The organism is Ferrovibrio sp. GW821-FHT12D07 (genome assembly GCF_058807275.1).
This window is the reverse complement of sequence record NZ_JBXAQN010000001.1, coordinates 597620-618479: the sequence shown is the minus strand read 5'-3', so window position 1 is coordinate 618479 and position 20860 is coordinate 597620. Positions and strand designations below refer to the sequence as shown.

Below are 20860 nucleotides of genomic sequence, written 5' to 3'. Positions count from 1 at the left end.
TCACAGGGCCGGCCACTACAGTCGCCAGGCATCACGGATATGATACGGCCAGCGGCGCGGCACCAGCAGCATCGCATCGAACCGCAGCGACAGAATCGCCGCATCCGGCTGCTGGCCCAAGAATACCGCAGCCGCATTGGCAATGCGATGGCGCTGCTGCAGGCGTATCGCCTCGGCCGCCTGCATGTAAGTGTCACGCGCCTTCACTTCCACGGCAACCAGCAGGCGGCCGCGCCGGGCCAGGATGTCGATTTCACCCAAGGGATGCCGCCAGTTGCGCGCCAGGATGCGATAGCCCTGCAGGCGCAGCCACCACACCGCCCAGGCCTCGCCCTGCCGGCCACGCCGGTGCCGGCTATCCGTTGTCGTCATCCCGTAATTCCAGCGCTCTTGCATAGACCGGCTTGCGGGCGAGATTGAGCACGGTGGCCACCTCGTCGACGGCCTGGCGCAGCGGCAGGCGTGCCATCGCCGCGCGCAGCGCGGTGTCCAGATCGTCGGCGGTGGCCTCTGAGGCATCCTCCGGCGGCGGACCGATCACCAGCGTGATCTCGCCCTTGGGCGGTCCGTGTTCGGCATAATGCGCCGCCAGTTCGGCCAGCGGGCCGCGTCGCACTTCCTCGAATTTCTTGGTCAGCTCGCGCGCCACCGCAGCCTCGCGCTGCGGCCCGAAGACGCTGGCCATGCTGGCCAGGCTGTCGGCCAGGCGTTGCGGGCCTTCCAGCAGCACCAGCGTGGCGCGGACGGATTTCAGCTCGGCCAGCCATTTGAGGCGGGCGGCCTCTTTCGGCGGCGGGAAGCCCGCGAACAGGAAGCGGTCGCTGGGCAGGCCGGACAGGCTGAGGCCGGTCAGCACCGCCGACGCCCCGGGCAGAGCCGTGACAGCCACGCCGGCCGCGATGCAGTCCCGCACCAGCTTGTAGCCGGGATCGTTGATCAGCGGCGTGCCGGCATCGGAAATCAGCGCCACCACGGCGCCGGCCTGCAGTTTGCCGATCAACTGGGGTCGCACTTTCGCCGCATTATGCTCATGATATGGGAAGAGCGGGGTGCCGATGCCGTATCGTTTCAGCAGCGGGCCACTCACGCGGCTGTCTTCGCAGGCCACCAGATCGGCGCGGCGGAGCAAAGCCAGGGCGCGCAACGTGATGTCGGCGGCGTTGCCGATGGGGGTAGCCACCAGATATAAGCCGGGAGTGAATTGCGCCGCATCGACCCCAAGATTGTCGGGCAGCGGCTGGATCGGGTCTGTCATGAGCGTTGCAATGAGCTGCGTGCGTTACCTTAAGGCCGGCCTTTCGGCCGTGTCTATCCTGCTGCTGCCAGTCATGATTCTGACCGCTTGCCAGAGCGGCAGCGGCAGTCAGGGCGGCCTGCCCGGCCTGATCGAGCGCGTGGTGCCTGGGGCCGGTGCGCCGCAACGTGTGGCGCCCTCGCCCGGCGCACCCGTCCAGACCCAAGCGAATACAGTTCCTGCCGGACCGGCGCAACCGGCACTTCTGCCGGCCGCGACGCCGTCGGTGGCGATCGAGACCCTGCCGATGCCCTCGGCGCCGGCCTTGCGCCCGCCCAGCGTCGATGCGATCCGGATCGGTTTCCTGGTTCCCTTGAGCGGGCCGAACGCCGCGCTGGGCCGCGCCCTGTTCGACGCCGCCCAGCTGGCGCTGTTCGATCTGGCCGACGACCGCCTGCTGCTGGTGCCGCGCGATACCGAAGGGTCGCCCGAGAAGGCCGCCATCGCCGCCAACCAGGTGATCGCCGAAGGCGCGCAGGTCATCGTGGGGCCGCTATTTGCCAATGAAACCGCGGCTGTGGCGACGGTCGCCCGCCTGCGCAATGTGAAGGTGCTCAGCTTCTCCACCGACCGCAGCGTGGCCGGCGGTGGCGTTTTCCTGCTCGGCTTCACGCCGGACCAGCAGATCGAACGCGTGGTCGCCTATGCGCGCGGCAAGGGCATGACGCGGCTGGCGCTGCTGGCGCCGGATTCCGCCTATGGCACCGCCGTGGCGCAAGCGGCCGAAAGCGCCGCCAGCCAGACCGGCACGCAGCTTCTGAAGCAGGACCGCTATCCCGGCGACACGCCCGACCTGACCCCGATCGTGCGGCGCTTCGCCGCCTCGCTCCGCGCCCTGCCGGCCCGCAGCCTGGAGGATCCGCCGGTGGACGGCGTCGATCCCAACCTGCCGCGACCGGTGGATGCCCTGCTACTGCCCGAGGGCGGCGCACGCCTGCGCGCCCTGGCGCCCCTGTTGCCCTTCTTCGACATCGACCCGCGCGCCACGCGCTTCCTCGGCACCGGCCTGTGGGACGATCCCGCGCTGGGCAGCGAACCGGCCCTGGTCGGCGGCTGGTATGCAGGCCCGGCCCCGGAAGGGTTTGCCGAATTCGCCCGCCGTTTCGAGCAGGGCTTCGGCCGCCGGCCGCCGCGCCTGGCCAGCCTGTCCTATGATGCCACCGCCCTGGTCGGCATCCTGGCCCGCGGCCCGGCCGGCACCGATATGTTCAGCGATGCCGCGATGACCAACCCGGACGGTTTTGCCGGCTATGACGGGATTTTCCGGTTCCGCAGCGACGGGCTGGTGCAACGCGGCCTGGCCGTGCTGGAAATCCAGCGCCGCGGCAGCCGGGTGATCGACAAGGCCCCGGCCAGCTTCCAGCCGCCCGCAAATTAACCGGTTCCCCGGCGAGACCCCGCCCGAAGGTTGAACTTCGCGTTACTTCGCCCAGAGATGAGTTGGGATTCTCTGATTACCAATAAATAATCCCGCACCTGCTAAGCCCCCGTGCTACGACCCCTAATACTCTAATACTACTGTAACGCGCTTTTGCTCGGGATTTGTTTCTAGTAGTGTTTTTGCGGCCCTAGGCAGGGGGGATACTAGCAGTGAGCGAAGACAGCATGGTTGACCATGAGCGTATTGATTTCTCGAAGATCAGTTTTCTGGTCGTCGAGCCGAACCGTTTGATGGGCCAGATGGTGCGTGATGTGCTGATGATGCTGGATGCCCAGTACATCGATCGCGCCCGCGACTTTGACACCGCCACCAACATCCTGCGGCTCGGCCGCACCGACATGATGATCACCGAATGGGCGCTGGGCCAGGAAAAGCTCGGCCGCACCGGCATGGATATCGTGCAATGGGTGCGCAATGATGCCGCCTCGCCCAACCGCATGATGCCGGTCGTGATGATGACCGCCAATTCGGAAGAAGAGTATGTCTGCCGCGCCCGCGACTGCGGCGTCTCGGAATTCGTCGCCAAGCCCTACACCGTGAACGGCTTCTACACCCGCCTGGTCGCCGCCGTCGCGCGGCCGCGCCAGTTCGTCCGCGTAGGCGAGTATTACGGCCCCGATCGCCGCCGCCGCAGGATCGCCGAATATGGCGGCCCCGAACGCCGCATCGACATGAACTGATCGACCGGCCCTATTCAGACCAATGGCAAAGAAGCCGGTTTTCACTCCGCCGCAGCAGGACCTGCGTCGCAAGGCGGTCAACTTCAAGAAAGGCTTCCGCCTCAAGCTGGAGCCTGCGGAGTTGCGCCGGCTGGAAGAGGTGGTGGAAAAAGCCACCGACAGTTTCAGCCAGGAAATCGCCGAGAAGCTCCGACAGTTGCGCGCCGCGCTGGAAGACGTGGCGATGAACCATGCCGTCGATCAGGCGATGCAGGCGATCCGCTCGCTGTCGCTGGATATCAAGGGCATGGGCGGCATGTTCAAGTATCCGCTGCTGACCGCCTTCGCCAAATCGCTGAACGACTTCACCAGGGATATGGGCGCGCCCAGCCCGATCCAGCTCGACATCATCGCGGCGCAGATCGATGCGCTGTATGTGGTGATGGGTCAGCAGATTCAGGGCTATGGCACCAAGGTCGAGGCCGAGCTGCTGCAGGCCCTGCGCCAGGCGATGGAAGCCCACAAGACCTGATCGTCAGCCTGCGAACAGCATGCGCCACAGCGGCAAGCCGCTGAGCGCGGCAAAAGCGCAGAGCAGCAACGCCATCATGCGGAACTGCCGCTCGCTGGAGCGCGCAAACAGCCGGCTGCCCAGCTGCAGCGGCAGCAGATAGGCCGGGATCAGCGGCAGCGACATCAGCAGGCTTTCCGCGGTGAACAGGCCATTCCACCAATAGGCCACGCCTGAGGCTACCGCCGTGAAACCGAAGAAAACCACCAGATTGGCGCGCACGGTCGCCGCCTCGCTCTGGCCACCGAGCCAAAGCAGCACCACCGGCGGACCCGGCAGCGCCGCCGCGCCGCCGCTCAATCCGGCGAGTGCGCCGGTGCCCAGGGTGGCGGGCAGGCTGAGGCGGCCGCGATAGCGCCAGCCGGCCGCCATCATGCCGACCGCGAGAAGAATCAGGATACAGATCGTCCAGCGCATCACATCCGCATCGGCGATCACCAGCAGCGCCACGCCGAACGGCACGGCGACCACGGCGCTCAGGCCCAGCGGCAGCACCTCGCGCCACACGCAGCGGCGCAGCGCATCGGGCAACAGGGGCAGGGCCGCGAGATCATCGGCGATGTAGAGCAGGATGGCAGCGAGCTTGGGCTCGTAGTGCAGCCCGGCGATCGGCATGAACATCATGGCGCCGCCGAAGCCGGAAAAGCCGCGCACCAGACCGGCCAGCGCTGCTGCGCCGGCGACGGCCCAGTAACGCGGCTCGGTCAGGAAACTGAAAAGGGTGTCAGCCAACCAGGATGACGATGCCGGCCAGCGCCACGGCGGCACCGGCGGCGCGGGTCAGCACCGACAGATTGAGCTGCTGGGCCAGACGCGCGGCCACCAGGCCGAAGCCATGCAGCAGCGCGGTCGCCAGCACCATGCCGCCGGCATAGACCAGCGCCTGCGACGGATCGGCGATTTCGGTGCCATGGGCATGGCCATGGAACAGCGCGAACAGCGCGGTGACGGCCATGGCGGCAGGCAGCGGCGGACGCGCGGCAAAGGCGACGATCAGGCCGAGCAGCAGCACCGACAGCGCGATGCCGGCCTCGACGCCGGGCAGAGCGACACCGGTCAGGCCAAGGCCAAAACCCGCGGCCATGGCGGTGATGAAGCTGGCCGGCAGCAGCCAGAGTGCACGCGGCTGCGCCGCAGACTGCTGGATAGCCCAGAGGCCGACGGCCAGCATGGCCATCAGATGATCAAAACCGCCAAAGGGATGCGCGAAGCCGGCCGCGAAACCGCTCGCCGCAGGCTCACCGCCGGGATGACCCGGATGGGCCAGGGCAGCCGGTACTGCACAAAGCAGGGCGATGCTCGCCAGAAAAAGGACCGGCAGAATGGACTGACCGAGCTTGGACCTGAACGACATGGCGACCTCTTGTATGATGCGCGCCCTCAATCATGCGCGTGCGAACCACCCGCTCCTTTGTGCCCCAAGCCGGTCGCGTTTGACAAGCCGGACCCTGGTTTGACAAGAGCATACCCGGGGCTTACGGTCCGCCGCGATGGTTCGCCAAGCCGCCTTTGACGGGCAGTGCGGCGATGAAAAGGGAACGCGGTGCCGGATTCCTGTGCAGGTTTCTGTACAACTCCGAAAACCGCGGCAGCCCCCGCTACGGTAGGCGGCGAGCGGCACGCAACAAGCCACTGGACCAGCATGACGGTCCGGGAAGGCGCGTTGACCGCGATAACCCGCGAGCCCGGAGACCTGCCATCGGCTTCAGTCGAAGCGGACATGTCGGACGGGGTGTGCCGGCAGCCGGCCTGTGCCATTCTGCGCCCCTCCGAAGGCGGGATCGGCCAAAGCCTGTCCGCGTCGGCGTCACAGGATCAGGACGCTAGAACATGCAGACGAACGCGAAGACCAGCACGGCAAAAATTCCCGCCCCCAAGATTCCGGCAACCGTCGTCACCGGTTTTCTCGGCGCCGGCAAGACCACGCTGATCCGTCACCTCATCACCAACGCCAAGGGCCGGCGCATCGCGCTGATCGTCAACGAGTTCGGCGAAGTCGGCATCGACGGCGACCTGCTAAAAAGCTGTGGCGCGCCCGACTGCACGGAAGACGATATCGTCGAGCTGGCCAATGGCTGCCTGTGCTGCACGGTTGCCGATGATTTCCTGCCCACGCTGCAGAAGCTGCTCGACCGGCCCAATCCGCCGACGCATATCGTGATCGAGACCTCCGGTCTCGCCTTGCCGAAACCTCTCGTTCAGGCCTTTGCCTGGCCCGGCATCAAAAACCGCACCACCGTGGACGGCGTGGTGACGGTGGTGGATGCAGCCGCCGTGGCCGAAGGGCGTTTTGCCGATGATGAAGACGCCCTCGCCGCCCAGCGTGCCGCCGACCCCAATCTGGATCATGACAATCCGCTGGAGGAACTGTTCGAGGACCAGCTCGGCTGCGCCGATCTGGTGCTGCTGAACAAGACCGACCTGCTGGACGACGGCGCGCTGGACAATGTGCGGGCCGAGATCGGCGCGCATCTGCGCAGCGGCGTGAAAACGCTGGCGATTTCCAGGGGCGAGATCGCCGCCGATATCCTGCTGGGCCTGCATGCGGCGGCCGAGGACGATATCGCCGCACGCAAGTCGCATCACGACAATGAAGACGATCACGATCACGAGGATTTCTTCAGCTTCGCGCTCACCCTGCCCGAACAGGGCAGCCCCGATGCGCTGCTGGATCGCCTGCTGCCGGTGATCGCCGAACACGACATCCTGCGGGTGAAGGGCTTTGTCGCCGTCGCCGGCAAGACCATGCGGCTGGTGCTGCAGGGCGTGGGCGCGCGTCTGTCGCATTACTACGACCGCGACTGGAGCGGCACGGAAGCGCGCACCACCCGTCTGGTGGTGATCGGCCGCGCCGGCCTCGACGAGGCGGCGATCCGCGCCGCGCTCCTCGCCGCTTGACCGGATAAAGGCGGCCCCTTGCATCTGCTCAATGCCATACCCGGCGGCACGGCGACAGCGGATGGCGCTGTCGACCTGCGGCAGTCGCCGGGCGAGATCGTGGTGCTGAGCGCCGCCGATTCCGAACTGGCGGCCCTGAGCAGCGCCTGCGCCGCGCTGACCGATGACTTCCCGACCCTGCGCCTGGCCAACCTGCTGCAGCTTGGCCATCCTTATGCCGTCGACCTCTATGTCGAGAGCGTGATCGCGCAGGCCAAGCTGGTGATCGTGCGGCTGCTGGGCGGCCAGAGCTACTGGGCCTATGGCGTCGAGCGCCTGAGCGACATCTGTCGCGCCAAAGGCATCGCGCTGGCCTTCCTGCCCGGCGACCGCCAGGCTGATCCGGGTCTCGACGGCTTCTCCACCGTCACCGACGAAACCCGCGCCGAACTCTTCAGCTATTTCCGTGAAGGCGGCATCGAGAACCTGCGCAACGCGCTGCGCTACGCCGCATCGATCATCGGCCGCGCCGAAGACCCGCCGCCGGCGCGACCGCTGCCGGCCGCCGGTCTCTACTGGCCCGGCCTGCCCGATCCCGACCTGGATACGCTGCGCCATGCCTGGGCCGCGACGCATCGCGGTGCGCCGCACCCGATCTGCGCCATCGTCTTTTATCGCGCGCTGATGCAGGCCGGCGACATCGCCGCCGTCGATGCGCTGATCGAATCCTTGAGCGCCGAGGGCCTGCATCCGCTGCCCATCTATGTCACCAGCCTGAAGGACAGGCTGTCGGCCGATCTGGTCGGCACCATGCTGGACCAGGCGCTGCCCGACGTCATCCTCAACACCACCAGCTTCGCCATCGGCAATCCCAATGGCGCCAGCCCGAATGGCGGACCGCAGAACGAAGATCCGCTCGGGCAATGCGACTGCCCGGTGCTGCAGGTGGTGTTCGCCTCGGGCCCGCGCGAGGACTGGATGACCGGCACGCGCGGCCTGAATGCGCGCGATCTTGCCATCGCCGTGGCGCTGCCCGAGATCGATGGCCGCATCATGACCCGCGCCGTCGCCTTCAAGGCAGAAGCCACCTTCGATACGCGCACCGAATGCAGCATCGTGCGCATGCAGCCGATGCCCGAACGCTGCCTCTATGTGGCAAAACTGGCCTCCGCCTGGTCGCGGCTGGCGCGGCTGGCGCCCGCCGAGCGCAAGGTGGCGCTGGTGCTGGCCAATTATCCGAACCGCGACGGCCGCATCGGCAACGGCGTCGGGCTGGACACGCCCCAGAGCGTGGTGGAAATCCTGCGCGCCATGAAGGACGCCGGCTATGAGCTGAACGCCCTGCCGGTCAGCGGCAACCGCCTGATCGAGGCGCTGCAGGAAGGCGTCACCAACGATTTCGCCCGCGCGGCCGGCCGCCGGATTCGCGCCACCTATCCGCTGGCGCTGTATCGCCGCTTCTTCGAAACCCTGCCGGCATCCGTACAGCAGGCCGTGCAGACGCGCTGGGGCGATGCCGAAGCCGATCCGCTGCTGCATGACGGACCTGATGGCAGCGGCTTCACCCTGCCGGTGCTGCCGCTGGGCAATGTCGCGGTGATGATCCAGCCGGCGCGCGGCTACAACATTGATCCCTCGCGCAGCTATCACGATCCCGACCTGGTGCCGCCGCACAATTATCTGGCCGCCTATGCCTGGCTGCGCGAAAGCTTCGGCGCCGATGCGGTGATCCATTGCGGCAAGCATGGCAATCTGGAATGGCTGCCCGGCAAGGCGCTGGCCCTGAGCGATGCCTGCTTCCCCGAAGTAGTGTTCGGGCCTGTGCCGCAGCTCTATCCCTTCATCGTCAACGATCCGGGCGAAGGCACGCAGGCGAAGCGCCGCACATCGGCGGTGATCCTGTCGCATCTGACGCCGCCGCTGACGCGCGCCGAAATCTACGGCGATTTGTCCGCGCTGGAACAACTGATCGATGAATATTACGAGGCTGCCGGCCTTGATCGCCGCCGCCTGCCGCTGCTGGCCGAGCGCATCATCGATGAGGCGCGCCGGCTGGGTCTGGATGCCGATTGCGACATCCAGCCGGGCGAACCGACCGAACAGGCGCTGCTGAAGCTCGACAACCATCTCTGCGACCTGAAAGAACTGCAGATCCGCGACGGTCTGCATGTCTATGGCGTGAAGCCCCATGGCGAACAGCTGGTCGACCTGCTGGTGGCACTGGTGCGGCTGCCGCGCGGCAACGGAAAAGATGGACAGGCTTCCGTGCTGCGCGCCTTGAGTGCCGATCTCGGCCTCGATTTCGATCCGCTGACCACCGATTACGTATCCGAATGGACCGGCGCACGCCCCGCCGTGCTGGAGGAGATTGTCTCCGACGGCTACTGGCGCAGCAACGGCGACACCATCGAGCGGCTGGAACTGCTGGCCAAGCAGCTGGTCGGCGACCGCCGCATGCCGGAAGAGACCTGGACCGCGACGCAGGCCGTGCTGAACGAAATCGACTATCGCCTGCGGCCGAGCGTGCTGGCCTGCGGTCGCGCCGAGATCGAGAACCTGCTGCTGGGCCTGGATGGCCGCTTCGTGCCGCCGGGCCCGAGCGGCGCACCGACGCGTGGCCGGCCCGAAGTGCTGCCGACGGGACGCAACTTCTTCTCGCTGGATGCGCGCAGCCTGCCGACGCCGACCGCCTGGACGCTGGGCTGGCAGTCGGCCGATGCGCTGCTGCAGCGCCATCGCCAGGATCATGGCGAATGGCCGCGCGCCATCCTGCTCAATGCCTGGGGCACCGCCAACATGCGCACCGGCGGCGACGATATCGCGCAGGCGCTAGCGCTGATTGGCGCACGACCGACATGGGAAACCGCATCGGGCCGCGTCACCGGCTTCGAGATTGTGCCGCTCGACCTGCTGGATCGTCCGCGCATCGACGTGACCCTGAAGGTGAGCGGCTTTTTCCGCGATGCCTTCCCGGCACAGCTGACGCTGTTCGATGCCGCCATCCGCGCCGTGCAGATGCTGGATGAACCGCCCGAGCTCAATCCGCTGGCGGCACGCTTCCGCGACGAAGTGGAAGCCATGATGGCACGCGGTCTGACCGAGGATGACGCCAGACGCCGCGCCGGCTATCGCATCTTCGGCGCCAAGCCGGGCGCTTATGGTGCCGGGCTGCAGGCGCTGATCGACCAGGGCGGCTGGAACGAGGCCGCCGATCTGGCCAAGGCCTATATCGCCTGGGGCGCCTATGCCTATGGCGGCGATGCGGAAGGCGTGGAGGCCAAGGACGGCTTCACCCGGCGGCTCGGCGTCATCGACACCGTGGTGCAGAATCAGGACAACCGCGAACACGACCTGCTGGACTCCGACGACTATTACCAGTTCGAGGGCGGCGCGGTGGCGGCTGTTCAATTTGTTTCCGGCGCGGCGCCCACGGCCTATCACAATGATCATTCGCGCCCCGAAGCACCGCGCATCCGCCGGCTGGAGGAAGAGATCGCGCGCGTGGTGCGCGGCCGCGCCGCCAATCCGAAATGGATCGATGGCGTGAAGCGCCATGGCTACAAGGGTGCCTTCGAGATCGCCGCCACCGTGGATTACCTGTTCGCCTTCGCCGCCACCACGGGGCTGGTGCGCGACCACCAGTTCGATGCGCTGTACGATGCCTATCTGGCCGATCCGGATACGCGGCATTTCATCGAGATCAACAATCCGGCGGCGGCGCGCGAGATTGCCGAGCGCTTTTCGGAGGCGATCCGGCGCGGCCTGTGGCGGCCGCAGGCCAATTCCGCCGCCGATCTGCTGGAAAGGATGCGGGCTGCATGACAACCGCTGATGATGACCTCAACGCACGCGCCAATGAAAAGGCAAAGAAGCGCCAGGAAGTGAAGGCGCGCGTGCTGGCCGAAAAGACTATCGAGAAGGGCCTGCTCATGGTCCATACCGGCAAGGGCAAGGGCAAATCCACCGCCGCCTTCGGTCTGGTGATGCGCGCCATCGGCAACGGCTTCCGCATCGGCATCGTGCAGTTCGTCAAGGGCAAGTGGCAGACCGGCGAACGCCCGGTGCTGGAGATGTTCCCCGACCAGGTGACCATCAAGGCGATGGGCGAAGGCTTCACTTGGGATACCCAGGACCGCGCCCGCGACATCCGCGCCGCCACCGAAGCCTGGGCCGAGGCCAAACGCATGATCGCGGACCCGCAATATGACATGCTGGTCTTCGATGAACTGAACATCGTGCTGCGCTATGATTATCTCGATCTGGCCGATGTGGTGGAGACGCTGAAGGCCCGCGACCCGAAACTCCACATCGTGGTGACCGGCCGCAACGCCAAGCCGGAGTTGATCGAGGCTGCCGATCTGGTGACGGAAATGACCGAGATCAAGCATCCGTTCCAGGCCGGCGTGAAGGCACAAAAGGGAATCGAGTTCTGATGGAAAAGACCCTGATCAATCCCGCCAGCGTCGCGCCGCCCGTCGGCAACTATGCCCATGGCGTTCTGGTCACCGGCGGCCAGCGCATGCTGTTCATCAGCGGCCAGATTCCTGCCGACAAGGATGGCACCATCCCGAAGGATTTCGAAAGCCAGGCCCGCAACTGCTGGCGCAACATCGAAGGCATCCTGCAGGACGCCGGCATGAGCTTCGACAACCTCGTCAAAACCACGATCTTCCTCAGTGACCACAAATACCTGCAGGCCAACCGTCAGGTCCGCAACGACATGATCGGCGACCGAAAATTCGCCTCCAGCGCCATCGTGGCCTCGACCCTCCTGCCGGAATGGCTGCTGGAGATCGAAGCCATCGCCATGGCCTGACGGATTCAGGACACCACCGCCCCATGTTTTCGCTTGAGAAATCCGCCTTCGAGAAAACCGCCGTCATGCTGTGCGGCCATGGCAGCCGCGACGCGCGCGCGGTGGCCGAGTTCAAGGCGCTGGCCGAACATATGAAGCGGCGCCTGCCGCAATACGACGTCGATTACGGGTTTCTGGAATTCGCCACACCGATCATCCGCGACGGCCTGGACGCCCTGCGCGCCAAGGGCAACACGCGGATACTCGCACTGCCCGGCATGCTGTTCGCTGCCGGCCATGCCAAGAACGATATCCCGAGCGTGCTCAACCGCTATCAGGCCGAGCATGACGACGTCACCATCACCTATGGCCGCGACCTGGGCATCGACCTGAAGATGCTGCGCGCCGCCGGCGACCGCGTTCAGCAGGCACTGGATGCCGCCGGCAATGACGTGCCGCGGCATGAGACCTGTCTGGTCGTCGTGGGCCGCGGCACCTCCGATCCCGACGCCAATTCCAATGTGGCCAAGGTCATGCGCCTGCTGTGGGAAGGCTTCGGCTTCGGCTGGGGCGAGACCGCCTATTCCGGCGTGACCTTCCCGCTGGTGCAGCCCTCGCTCGCGCATGTGGCGAAGCTCGGCTACAGGCGCGTCATTGTCTTTCCCTATTTCCTGTTCACCGGCATCCTGGTCGAGCGCATCTACAGCGCCGTCGACGAGGCAGCGGCGAACCATGCCGGCATCGAATTCATCAAGGCCGGCTACCTGAACGACCATCCGCTGGTGCTGGAAGTCTTTGAAGATCGCCTGCAGGAGATACTCGGCGGCACCAACAACATGAACTGCCAGATGTGCAAATACCGCGCACAGGTGCTCGGCTTCGAAGACGAGGTCGGCCTGGCCCAGGAAAGCCATCATCATCATGTGGAAGGCATCGGCTCTGGCCACAGCCACAGCCACAGCCACGATCATCACGGCCATGACCATGCCCATCATGATCATGGCCACCACCCCTATCCGCATGCCGACCATCCGCATGGTCCGAAGACGCTTGTGAAATGACCTACGATTACCTGCGCGATCCCGATGCGATCTATCGCCTCAGCTTCGACCTGATCCGCAAGGAGGTCGATCTGGGCCACCTGCCGGCGGGCATCGACGAGCTGGCGCTGCGCCTGATCCATGCCTGCGCCATGCCGGAAATCCTGCCCGACCTGGTCTGGACCGAGGGCCTGCCGCAGGCCGTGCATGGCGCGCTGCATGCCGGCAGGCCGATCCTGAGCGATGTCGACATGGTGGCCTATGGCGTGATCCGTTCGCGCCTGCCGGCCGACAATCGTGTGCTGAGTTTCCTCAACACCCCCGAGGCCCGCGCGATCGGCCAGCAGAAGCAGATCACCCGTTCGGCCGCCGCGGTCGAACTCTGGGTGCCGCATCTGGAGGGTGCCGTTGTCGTCATCGGCAATGCGCCGACCGCGCTGTTCCGCCTGCTGGAACTGCTGCAGGATGAAGCCGTGCCACGCCCGGCGGCCATCCTCGGCTTCCCGGTCGGCTTCGTCGGCGCGGCAGAATCCAAGCAGGCGCTGATCGAGGCGTCGCCCAAGGGCGTGGCTTATGCGACACTGAAGGGACGGCGCGGCGGCAGCGCCATGGCGGCAGCCGCCATCAACGCCCTGGCCGCATGGGAGCCCTGACATAATGACAGCCTGGCTATCGGTGGTCGGTATCGGCGAGGACGGCCTGGCGGGTCTGACCCCGGCTGCCCGCACGCTGGTGGAGTCGGCCGATCTGCTGATCGGCGGCGAGCGTCATCTGGCGATGGCACCGCCACGCGACGGGCAGCAGCGCATCGCCTGGACCTCGCCGCTGCTGGATCAGGCCGACCGCATCATGGAGCATAAAGGCCGCCGCACCTGCGTGCTGGCCAGCGGCGATCCGATGTGGTTCGGCATCGGTGCGACGCTCGCCAAACGCGTCCCGGCCAGCGAGATGATCGCCGTCAGCCATCCGGGTGCGTTTGCGCTGGCGGCGGCGAAGCTGCTCTGGCCGCTCGATGCGGTGACCTGCCTGACGCTTCATGGCCGCCCGCTTGACCTGCTGGCCGTGCATCTGCATCCCGGCGCACGCCTGCTGATCCTGAGTGAAAACGGCGCGATGCCGGCCAAGCTTGCCGCCTGGCTCGACAAACGCGGCTTCGGCTCCGCCGAGATCACTGTGCTGGAACATCTGGGCGGCGAGAAAGAAAATCTTCTGCACGGCCGCGCCAAGGGTTGGCCGCATGGGCCCTGCGCCGATCTCAACACCATCGCGCTGCAGCTGCATGACGGGCCGGGACTCACCCGCCTCGCCGGTTTGGAAGACGACCTCTATCTGCACGACGGCAACATCACCAAGCGCGAAATCCGCGCCATGACGCTGGCCCGGCTGTCGCCCTTCCCCGGCGACCTGCTCTGGGACGTCGGCGCCGGCTCGGGCTCGATCTCGATCGAATGGATGCGCGCCGATAGTCGCAACCGCGCCATCGCCATCGAGGACAAGGGTTCGCGCCGCAATATGATCGCGCAGAATGCCGTGCAGCTTGGCGTGCCGACACTGGATATCCGCGAAGGCCGTGCGCCGGAGGTGTTCGATGGCCTACCCGAACCCGATGCCATCTTCATCGGCGGCGGCGTCACCGCCGAGGGCGTGATCGCGCGCTGCTGGGACGCACTCAAGCCCGGTGGGCGTATCGTGGCCAATGTCGTCACGCTGGAAGGCGAAAGCCTGCTGACGGAGGCGCGCCAGACCCATGGCGGCGACCTCGCCCGCTTTTCCGTGCAGCGCGCCGAGCCTGTCGGCCGCTTCCATGGCTGGCACGCGATGTTTCCGGTCACCCAGTGGAGTGCGGTCAAGGAATGAATGGTACCGTTTATGGTCTCGGCATCGGCCCGGGCGACCCCGAGCTGATCACGCTGAAGGCGCTACGGCTGCTGCAGTCTGCAGATGTCGTGGCTTATCCGGCACCGGAAACCGGCGACAGTCTGGCGCGGCGCATCATCGCGCCGCATCTGAAGGGCGGTCAGATCGAGCTGGCCATCCGCATGCCGCTCACCGTGGCGCGTTTTCCCGCGCAGACCGTCTACGACCAGGCCGCCAGTGATCTGGCTGCTCACCTGTTGCAGGGACGGAATATTGCCGTTCTATGCGAAGGCGACCCCTTCCTCTATGGCTCGTTCATGTATCTGTTCGGCCGGCTGGCCGAGCGCTTCCCGGTGGAAGTCGTGCCCGGCGTGTCGTCGCTGAACGCCTGCGCTGCCGCACTCAAACATCCGCTGGTGTCGCGCAACGACGTGCTGACCGTGATTCCGGCGCCGCTGGATGACGAGACCATTGCGCAGAAGCTGCTGCATACCGATGCCGCCGCGATCCTGAAGCTCGGCCGTCATGGCCCGCGCATCGTGGCGCTGCTGCAACAGCTTGGTCTGACCGACCGCGCGCAATATATCGAACGTGCCACCATGACCGAACAGCGCATCCTGCCACTGAAGGATGTCGACCCGCAGAGCATCCCGTATTTTGCCATGATCCTCATCCACAAGCAGGGCGATCGACATTTCATGGAGTTCCAGTCGTGAGCGGAAAACCCGCGCTGGTACTGCTGACGCCCAATGCCCGCGGCGTGGCGCAGGCGTTGATGACGGCGTTTCCGGCCTGGGATGTCTATGCGCCCGATGATGCGGCGCTGGTGCATGCCCTGCCTATCGGCAAGCCCACCGACACCATCGCGCAGCTCTTTGCGGCCGGCCGGCCGGTGATCGGCATCTGCGCCGCCGGCATCCTGATCCGTGCCGTGGCCAGGGTGGTGAGCGACAAGCAGACCGAACCACCGCTGATCGCGGTGGCCACCGATGGCTCCAGCGTCGTGCCGCTGCTGGGTGGTCATCACGGCGCCAATCTCCTTTCGCGCCGCATCGCCAGTGTGCTGCAGGGCATCGCCGCCATCACCACGGCTGGCGATCTGGCCTTCGGCCTCGGGCTGGACGAACCGCCCGAAGGCTACACGCTGGCCAATCCCGATGACGCGAAAGGCCTGATGGCCAATCTTCTGCGTGGCACCGGTATCCGCATTATCGGCGAGGCACCCTGGCTGGCCGACAGCAGTCTGCCGATCCGCGAGGATGGCACGCTGGTGATCGAGGTGACCCACAAGGCCATCGAGGGCAATGCCAATCACCTGATCTATCATCCGCGCAATGTGGCGATCGGCGTGGGCTGCGAGCGCAATGCCAGGCCGGTCGAGCTGATCCGGCTGGTGCAGTCGACGCTCGACGCAAACGGTATCGCCCGCGACAGCATCGCCGGCATCTATTCGCTGGACCTGAAGGCCGACGAACCGGCCATGCATGAACTGGCGAAATGGTTTGGCGTACCCTTCCGCGTCTTCGATGCCGCAACCCTGGAGGCCGAAACCTCACGGCTGGCCAATCCCTCCGAGACCGTTTTCACCGAGGTCGGCGTGCATGGCGTATCGGAGGGCGCGGCGCTGGCCGCCGCCGGACCGGATGCGACGCTGATTGTTCCGAAGCAGAAATCCGACCGTGCCACCTGCGCCTTTGCCCAGGCACCGTTGCCCTTCGATGGTGCCTCGCGTGGTGCAATGCGCGGCGAATTGCACGTCGTGGGCACCGGTCCGGGCGATGCGCAATGGCTGACGCCGGAAGCACGCATATCCCTCGCAGATGCGACCGACTGGGTCGGCTATGGCCTCTATCTCGATCTCTATCCCGACCTGGCCGTCGGCAAGACACTGCACCGCTATGAACTGGGTGAGGAAGAGCTGCGGGTGCGCGCGGCCCTTGATCTTGCAGCCCAGGGCAAGCGCGTGGCGCTGGTCTGCTCTGGCGATCCCGGCATCTATGCCATGGCGACGCTGGTCTTCGCGCTGCTGGAAAAGGAGCCGGACCGCAAAGACTGGCAGCGGCTGTCTGTGCAGGTCTCTCCCGGTATCTCTGCTTTACAAGCCGCGGCGGCAAAATCCGGCGCGCTGCTCGGTCATGACTTCTGCACCATCTCGCTGTCCGACCTGCTGACACCGCTGGAGGCCATCCTTCAGCGCATCAGGGCCGCGGCCGAAGCCGATTTCGTCATCGCCTTCTACAATCCGGTGTCGCAGCGCCGCCGCACGCAGCTGGCCATGGCAAAGGACATCCTGCTGCTGCATCGCCCGCAGGACACACCAGTGGTGCTGGCACGCAACCTCGGCCGCGAAGGCGAACGCATCACCCTGACGACACTAGCCGCGCTCGACATCGAGGCGGTCGACATGCTGACCGTGGTGCTGGTCGGCAGTAGCGCCAGCCGGGCGATAGCGCTGCCGGACGGCCGCCGCTTCGCCTATACGCCGCGCGGCTATGAGAAGAAGTTCGACGCATGACCGTGCATTTCATCGGTGCCGGCCCCGGCGCACCCGACCTGATCACGCTGCGCGGCGCGGCCCTGATCAAGGCCTGCAAGGTCTGTCTCTATGCCGGCTCGCTGGTGCCCAAGGAGATCGTGGCGCTGGCGCCGAAAAAGGCACGCGTGATCGACACCGCGCCGCTGAACCTCGATGAGATCATGGCCGAGATCACCGCTGCCCATGACAAGGGCCTGGATGTGGCGCGCGTGCATTCGGGCGATCCGTCGCTTTATGGCGCCATCGCCGAACAGATCCGCCGCCTTAAACGCCTGGATATTCCCTACACGATCACGCCCGGCGTGCCGGCCTTCGCCGCCGCCGCCGCGATCCTGCAAACCGAACTGACCCTGCCCGATGTGGCGCAGAGTGTGATCCTGACCCGCACGGCGATGAAGTCGTCGGACATGCCCGCCGGCGAGACGCTGGCCAATTTCGGCAAGACGAAAGCAACGCTGGCGATCCACCTGTCGATCCGCAACATGAAGCATGTGATCGAGGAGCTGACGCCGCATTACGGCGCGGACTGCCCGGTCGCCGTGGTGGTGCGCGCCACCTGGCCGGATCAGGAGATCATCCGCGGCCAGCTTTCGGATATCGCGGCGAAGGTGCGCGCGGCGAAAATCACCCGCACGGCGCTGATCCTGGTCGGGCGCGTGCTGGACGAGCATGCCGATTTCAGCGACAGCGCGCTGTATGATCCTCGCCACGTGCATGTGCTGCGCCCGGGCAAGACGAAGAAAAAGAAAATCTAAACCGCGTTGATGTTGATCCAGCCCAGCGCGGCGCCGACCGAGTCCAGCTGCTCGCCCGGCGGCAGCGGCGGGCGTTCGATCATCAGGACGGGAATGCCCAGTTCGGCAGCGGCAGCGATCTTGCCCGCCGCACCGCCGGCATTCTTGGTCACCAGCAGATCGATGCCATGCTTCTGCATCAACGCCTTTTCGTCATCGGGCGTGAATGGCCCGCGCTCCAGCACCACCTCACCTGCTGGCACGGCGGTGTCGGCAGCAGGCGGATCTACCATGCGCATCAGGAACCAGTGGCGCGTCTCGTTGAGTGGCACGAATGGCGCGAGATCCTGCCGGCCCAGCGTGAGGAAGATGCGACGCGCCGGATGGACGCGCAGATAGGCCGCCGCCGCCGCAACATCGGGTATCATGGTCCAGCGGTCGCCGGGCGAGGCGCCCCAGGGCGGCCGCACCAGCTTGGCGCGCGGCACACGCAGCACCGCGCAGGCTTCGGCAGCATGGCGCGCCATCTGGCCCGCGAAAGGATGCGTGGCATCCAGAACTAGGTCGATCTTTTCCGTCGCCAGATAGTCGATCAGACCCTGCACGCCACCGAACCCGCCGATGCGGCATTCGCCCGGCGGTTTTTCCGGATTTTCCGTGCGGCCCGCCAGTGAGGAGATGCAGCGGATTTTCGGATGCCCCTCCAGCTCGCGCGCCAGCCGTCGCCCTTCCGTGGTGCCGCCGAGCAGCAGCAGGTTACGCTGGCGCGCCATGGGATCGTCCTGACCGGTTGTCATGTGAAAACATCGTCATCGGGCGCGAAGTATACACCGGCGGCCACGCGGTGTACCCTTCCGGCCATGCAACTGCCTGCGCTCGACATGCCCGTTTTTCCGCCCGGCCAGGTCTGGCTCGCCGGCGCCGGGCCCGGCGATCCGGGACTTCTGACCTTGCATGCGGTGAATGCGCTGAACCAGGCCGATGTGGTGGTCTATGACGCGCTGGTCGGCGACACCATCCTGCGCTGCGCCCGCCCCAATGCCATCCTTGAATACGCCGGCAAGCGCGGCGGCAAGCCCTCGCCGAAGCAGCGCGATATTTCCGAACGGCTGGTCGAACTGGCGCGTCAGGGCAAACGCGTGCTGCGGCTGAAAGGCGGCGATCCTTTTGTTTTCGGCCGTGGCGCAGAAGAGGCACTCTCTTTGCGCGATGCCGGTATTCCGTTCCGCATCATCCCCGGCATTTCGGCCGGCATCGGCGGACTGGCCTATGCCGGCATTCCGCTCACCCATCGCGACACCAACTCCTGCGTCACCTTCCTGACCGGGCATAACGCCAGCGGCGAGGTGCCGGAAAGCGTCGACTGGGCCGCCATGGTGCGCGCCTCACCGGTGCTGGTGATCTACATGGCGATGAAGCATCTGGATATCCTGGTGGCCAAGCTGCGTCATGCCGGTCTGGCCGAGGATCGCCCGGCCGCGCTGGTCAGTCACGCCACACTGCCACAGATGCGCGTGCTGACCACCACGCTCGGCCGCGTGGTGCAGGATGCAGCGGATGCACAGTTCGAACCGCCCGCCCTGTTCGTGGTGGGCGAGGTGGTCAGCCTGCATGCGCTGTTCGGCCGCAGCGACCTGCAGGCCATGCTGCCCGCGTCAGACTCATGCCAAGCGGCGTCGTAATCGCCGCGCCCGCATCGGGCAGCGGCAAGACGACCGTCACGCTGGCGCTGCTGCGGCTGCTGAACCGCGAAGGCCGCGTCGTGACCGCTTTCAAGACCGGGCCGGACTATATCGACGGCGCCTTCCATCGCGCCGCCGGCGCCGGCCGCCCCTGCTACAATCTCGATCCCTATGCCATGCGCCGCGACAGCATGGCCGGCGTGATCCGCGCCGGCGCCGAGGCCACTGAGCTTGCCATCATCGAAGGCGTGATGGGGCTGTTCGACGGTGCCGCCAATGGCGAGGGCTCGACCGCCGATCTGGCCGCGCATCTGAACCTGCCGGTGATCCTGGTGATGGATGCCGCGCGCCAAAGCCAGTCGGCCGCCGCGCTGGTGCATGGCTTCCGCAGCTTCCGCAGCGATGTCACGGTTGCCGGCGTCATCCTCAACCGCGTGGCCACGCCGCGCCACGAAACCCTGCTGCGCAACGCGCTGTCAAAGATCAACATGCCGGTGCTGGCCGTGCTGCCGCCGCAGGACGACCTGACCCTGCCCAGCCGTCATCTCGGTCTGGTGCAGGCCGGCGAGTACAGGGATCTCGACCTCTTTCTCGATCGCGCTGCCGACTGGCTGCATCGCCATCTGGATCGCGCGGCGCTTGAAACGCTGCTGCAGCCGCTGGCCGTCGATCCCGGCGCCACGCTACGGCCGTTGCCACCGCTCGGCCAGCATATCGCCATCGCGCATGATCAGGCCTTCGCCTTTGCCTATCCGCATCTGCTGCAGGGCTGGCGCGAGCAGGGCGTGGACTTGACCTTCTTTGCGCCCCTGCATGACGGCGTGCCGCCAGCAGGGGCAGATGCGATCTTCCTGCCGGGCGGCTATCCCGAACTGCATGCCGCAAAACTGGCCGCAAACCACGGCCTGATGCAGGGCCTGCGTGCCGCCGCCGAACGCCGGGCCGCCATCTATGGCGAATGCGGCGGCTTCATGCTGCTGGGACAGGGCCTGACCGATGCCGACGGCAGTACGCATGCCATGGCCGGCCTGCTGCCGGTGATCACCAGCTTCAAGACCCGCAAGCGCCAGCTCGGCTATCGCCGCATCGTCACGCTGGCCGATACGGCACTGGGACCGAAGGGCAGCCGCTTCCGCGGTCACGAGTTCCATTACTCCGTCCAGATGAGTCCGACCGAACCGGCCACCGCGCTGTTCCAGGCGCAGGATGCCACCGGCGCCGATCTCGGCCCCACGGGCTGCCGCATGGGCAGTGTATTCGGCAGCTATCTGCATCTGATCGACCGGGAATAACCGCGTTCAGAACGGTATTGCGCGGGAGTCGCGCGCTGCTACCATCCGGCGTCATGGTGCCGATTCGGTCGGTTTTAACTCT

Annotated in this window: 20 protein-coding genes and 1 riboswitch; of the genes, 15 read left to right on the top strand and 5 right to left on the bottom strand. The window is 66.2% G+C overall.

What is annotated here, in order from left to right; genetic code table 11:
• Window positions 1-15: 15 nt before the first annotated feature.
• Together AC1RRE_RS03210 and rsmI are read right to left on the bottom strand one after the other, a co-directional pair.
• The gene (locus tag AC1RRE_RS03210; RefSeq protein WP_492979643.1) at window positions 16-372 is read right to left on the bottom strand and encodes a YraN family protein; all 357 of its coding nucleotides are present in this window, start codon (window positions 370-372) and stop codon (window positions 16-18) included.
• The gene (rsmI, locus tag AC1RRE_RS03205) at window positions 356-1255 is read right to left on the bottom strand and encodes a 16S rRNA (cytidine(1402)-2'-O)-methyltransferase (protein ID WP_492979642.1); all 900 of its coding nucleotides are present in this window, start codon (window positions 1253-1255) and stop codon (window positions 356-358) included. Before rsmI ends, AC1RRE_RS03210 begins: the two co-directional genes overlap by 17 nt.
• Here rsmI and AC1RRE_RS03200 point away from each other — a divergent pair.
• The 3 genes from AC1RRE_RS03200 (at window position 1254) to AC1RRE_RS03190 (ending at window position 3926) form a co-directional block, all read left to right on the top strand.
• The gene (locus AC1RRE_RS03200) at window positions 1254-2672 is read left to right on the top strand and encodes a penicillin-binding protein activator (RefSeq protein WP_492979641.1); all 1419 of its coding nucleotides are present in this window, start codon (window positions 1254-1256) and stop codon (window positions 2670-2672) included. The genes rsmI and AC1RRE_RS03200 overlap by 2 nt on opposite strands.
• Window positions 2673-2884: 212 nt before the next feature.
• Window positions 2885-3415, top strand: coding sequence for a response regulator (locus AC1RRE_RS03195; protein WP_492979640.1), 531 nt, complete (start codon window positions 2885-2887; stop codon window positions 3413-3415).
• 22 nt (window positions 3416-3437) lie between these two features.
• A complete protein-coding gene (locus tag AC1RRE_RS03190; RefSeq protein WP_492979639.1) occupies window positions 3438-3926 on the top strand; it encodes a hypothetical protein in 489 nt (162 codons plus the stop codon).
• 3 nt (window positions 3927-3929) lie between these two features.
• Here AC1RRE_RS03190 and AC1RRE_RS03185 read toward each other — a convergent pair whose 3' ends face one another.
• A complete protein-coding gene (locus AC1RRE_RS03185; protein WP_492979638.1) occupies window positions 3930-4697 on the bottom strand; it encodes a sulfite exporter TauE/SafE family protein in 768 nt (255 codons plus the stop codon).
• On the bottom strand, window positions 4690-5319 hold the full coding sequence (locus tag AC1RRE_RS03180; RefSeq protein ID WP_492979637.1) for a HupE/UreJ family protein: 630 nt from the start codon (window positions 5317-5319) through the stop codon (window positions 4690-4692). Before AC1RRE_RS03180 ends, AC1RRE_RS03185 begins: the two co-directional genes overlap by 8 nt.
• 120 nt (window positions 5320-5439) lie before the next feature.
• A riboswitch (cobalamin riboswitch) is annotated at window positions 5440-5680 on the top strand.
• Window positions 5681-5795: 115 nt separating this feature from the next.
• Here AC1RRE_RS03180 and cobW point away from each other — a divergent pair.
• Genes cobW through cobM form a run of 10 tightly spaced genes read left to right on the top strand, consistent with a single transcriptional unit; the run spans window position 5796 to window position 17825 of the window.
• The gene (gene cobW, locus AC1RRE_RS03175) at window positions 5796-6863 is read left to right on the top strand and encodes a cobalamin biosynthesis protein CobW (RefSeq protein WP_492979636.1); all 1068 of its coding nucleotides are present in this window, start codon (window positions 5796-5798) and stop codon (window positions 6861-6863) included.
• 18 nt (window positions 6864-6881) lie between these two features.
• Window positions 6882-10664, top strand: a complete 3783-nt coding sequence (cobN, locus tag AC1RRE_RS03170) for a cobaltochelatase subunit CobN (protein ID WP_492979635.1) — start codon at window positions 6882-6884, stop codon at window positions 10662-10664.
• The gene (gene cobO / locus AC1RRE_RS03165) at window positions 10661-11275 is read left to right on the top strand and encodes a cob(I)yrinic acid a,c-diamide adenosyltransferase (protein WP_492979634.1); all 615 of its coding nucleotides are present in this window, start codon (window positions 10661-10663) and stop codon (window positions 11273-11275) included. Before cobN ends, cobO begins: the two co-directional genes overlap by 4 nt.
• Window positions 11275-11658, top strand: a complete 384-nt coding sequence (locus AC1RRE_RS03160) for a RidA family protein (protein ID WP_492979633.1) — start codon at window positions 11275-11277, stop codon at window positions 11656-11658. Before cobO ends, AC1RRE_RS03160 begins: the two co-directional genes overlap by 1 nt.
• A 23-nt stretch (window positions 11659-11681) precedes the next feature.
• Window positions 11682-12698 (top strand): sirohydrochlorin chelatase, encoded by a 1017-nt coding sequence (locus AC1RRE_RS03155; RefSeq protein ID WP_492979632.1) that lies wholly within the window; start codon window positions 11682-11684, stop codon window positions 12696-12698.
• Window positions 12695-13330: a precorrin-8X methylmutase gene (locus AC1RRE_RS03150; protein WP_492979631.1), complete on the top strand. Its 636-nt coding sequence runs from the start codon at window positions 12695-12697 to the stop codon at window positions 13328-13330. Before AC1RRE_RS03155 ends, AC1RRE_RS03150 begins: the two co-directional genes overlap by 4 nt.
• A gap of 4 nt (window positions 13331-13334) precedes the next feature.
• Window positions 13335-14534 (top strand): precorrin-6y C5,15-methyltransferase (decarboxylating) subunit CbiE, encoded by a 1200-nt coding sequence (gene cbiE, locus AC1RRE_RS03145; protein ID WP_492979630.1) that lies wholly within the window; start codon window positions 13335-13337, stop codon window positions 14532-14534.
• Window positions 14531-15250, top strand: coding sequence for a precorrin-2 C(20)-methyltransferase (gene cobI / locus AC1RRE_RS03140; RefSeq protein WP_492979629.1), 720 nt, complete (start codon window positions 14531-14533; stop codon window positions 15248-15250). The genes cbiE and cobI overlap by 4 nt, the downstream gene beginning before the upstream one ends.
• The gene (gene cobJ / locus AC1RRE_RS03135; RefSeq protein WP_492979628.1) at window positions 15247-17049 is read left to right on the top strand and encodes a precorrin-3B C(17)-methyltransferase; all 1803 of its coding nucleotides are present in this window, start codon (window positions 15247-15249) and stop codon (window positions 17047-17049) included. The genes cobI and cobJ overlap by 4 nt, the downstream gene beginning before the upstream one ends.
• Window positions 17046-17825 (top strand): precorrin-4 C(11)-methyltransferase, encoded by a 780-nt coding sequence (gene cobM / locus AC1RRE_RS03130; RefSeq protein ID WP_492979627.1) that lies wholly within the window; start codon window positions 17046-17048, stop codon window positions 17823-17825. The genes cobJ and cobM overlap by 4 nt, the downstream gene beginning before the upstream one ends.
• On the opposite strand, the gene AC1RRE_RS03125 is transcribed toward cobM, so the two are convergent.
• A complete protein-coding gene (locus AC1RRE_RS03125) occupies window positions 17822-18601 on the bottom strand; it encodes a cobalt-precorrin-6A reductase (RefSeq protein WP_492979625.1) in 780 nt (259 codons plus the stop codon). The genes cobM and AC1RRE_RS03125 overlap by 4 nt on opposite strands.
• A gap of 63 nt (window positions 18602-18664) precedes the next feature.
• Between AC1RRE_RS03125 and cobA the strand changes: the two genes are divergently transcribed.
• On the top strand, window positions 18665-19486 hold the full coding sequence (gene cobA / locus AC1RRE_RS03120; RefSeq protein WP_492979624.1) for a uroporphyrinogen-III C-methyltransferase: 822 nt from the start codon (window positions 18665-18667) through the stop codon (window positions 19484-19486).
• Window positions 19468-20778, top strand: a complete 1311-nt coding sequence (locus AC1RRE_RS03115; RefSeq protein ID WP_492979622.1) for a cobyrinic acid a,c-diamide synthase CobB — start codon at window positions 19468-19470, stop codon at window positions 20776-20778. Before cobA ends, AC1RRE_RS03115 begins: the two co-directional genes overlap by 19 nt.
• Window positions 20779-20860: the final 82 nt, after the last annotated feature.

Excerpts from the sequence above, each read along its gene's own strand:
- AC1RRE_RS03210 (WP_492979643.1), bottom strand. The coding sequence starts at position 372 with ATGACGACAACGGATAGCCGGCACCGGCGTGGCCGGCAGGGCGAGGCC.
- AC1RRE_RS03200 (WP_492979641.1), top strand. The coding sequence starts at position 1,254 with ATGAGCGTTGCAATGAGCTGCGTGCGTTACCTTAAGGCCGGCCTTTCG.
- rsmI (WP_492979642.1), bottom strand. The coding sequence starts at position 1,255 with ATGACAGACCCGATCCAGCCGCTGCCCGACAATCTTGGGGTCGATGCG.
- AC1RRE_RS03190 (WP_492979639.1), top strand. The coding sequence starts at position 3,438 with ATGGCAAAGAAGCCGGTTTTCACTCCGCCGCAGCAGGACCTGCGTCGC.
- AC1RRE_RS03180 (WP_492979637.1), bottom strand. The coding sequence starts at position 5,319 with ATGTCGTTCAGGTCCAAGCTCGGTCAGTCCATTCTGCCGGTCCTTTTT.
- cobW (WP_492979636.1), top strand. The coding sequence starts at position 5,796 with ATGCAGACGAACGCGAAGACCAGCACGGCAAAAATTCCCGCCCCCAAG.
- cobO (WP_492979634.1), top strand. The coding sequence starts at position 10,661 with ATGACAACCGCTGATGATGACCTCAACGCACGCGCCAATGAAAAGGCA.
- AC1RRE_RS03160 (WP_492979633.1), top strand. The coding sequence starts at position 11,275 with ATGGAAAAGACCCTGATCAATCCCGCCAGCGTCGCGCCGCCCGTCGGC.
- AC1RRE_RS03155 (WP_492979632.1), top strand. The coding sequence starts at position 11,682 with ATGTTTTCGCTTGAGAAATCCGCCTTCGAGAAAACCGCCGTCATGCTG.
- AC1RRE_RS03150 (WP_492979631.1), top strand. The coding sequence starts at position 12,695 with ATGACCTACGATTACCTGCGCGATCCCGATGCGATCTATCGCCTCAGC.
- cbiE (WP_492979630.1), top strand. The coding sequence starts at position 13,335 with ATGACAGCCTGGCTATCGGTGGTCGGTATCGGCGAGGACGGCCTGGCG.
- cobI (WP_492979629.1), top strand. The coding sequence starts at position 14,531 with ATGAATGGTACCGTTTATGGTCTCGGCATCGGCCCGGGCGACCCCGAG.
- cobM (WP_492979627.1), top strand. The coding sequence starts at position 17,046 with ATGACCGTGCATTTCATCGGTGCCGGCCCCGGCGCACCCGACCTGATC.
- AC1RRE_RS03125 (WP_492979625.1), bottom strand. The coding sequence starts at position 18,601 with ATGACAACCGGTCAGGACGATCCCATGGCGCGCCAGCGTAACCTGCTG.
- cobA (WP_492979624.1), top strand. The coding sequence starts at position 18,665 with ATGCAACTGCCTGCGCTCGACATGCCCGTTTTTCCGCCCGGCCAGGTC.
- AC1RRE_RS03115 (WP_492979622.1), top strand. The coding sequence starts at position 19,468 with ATGCCAAGCGGCGTCGTAATCGCCGCGCCCGCATCGGGCAGCGGCAAG.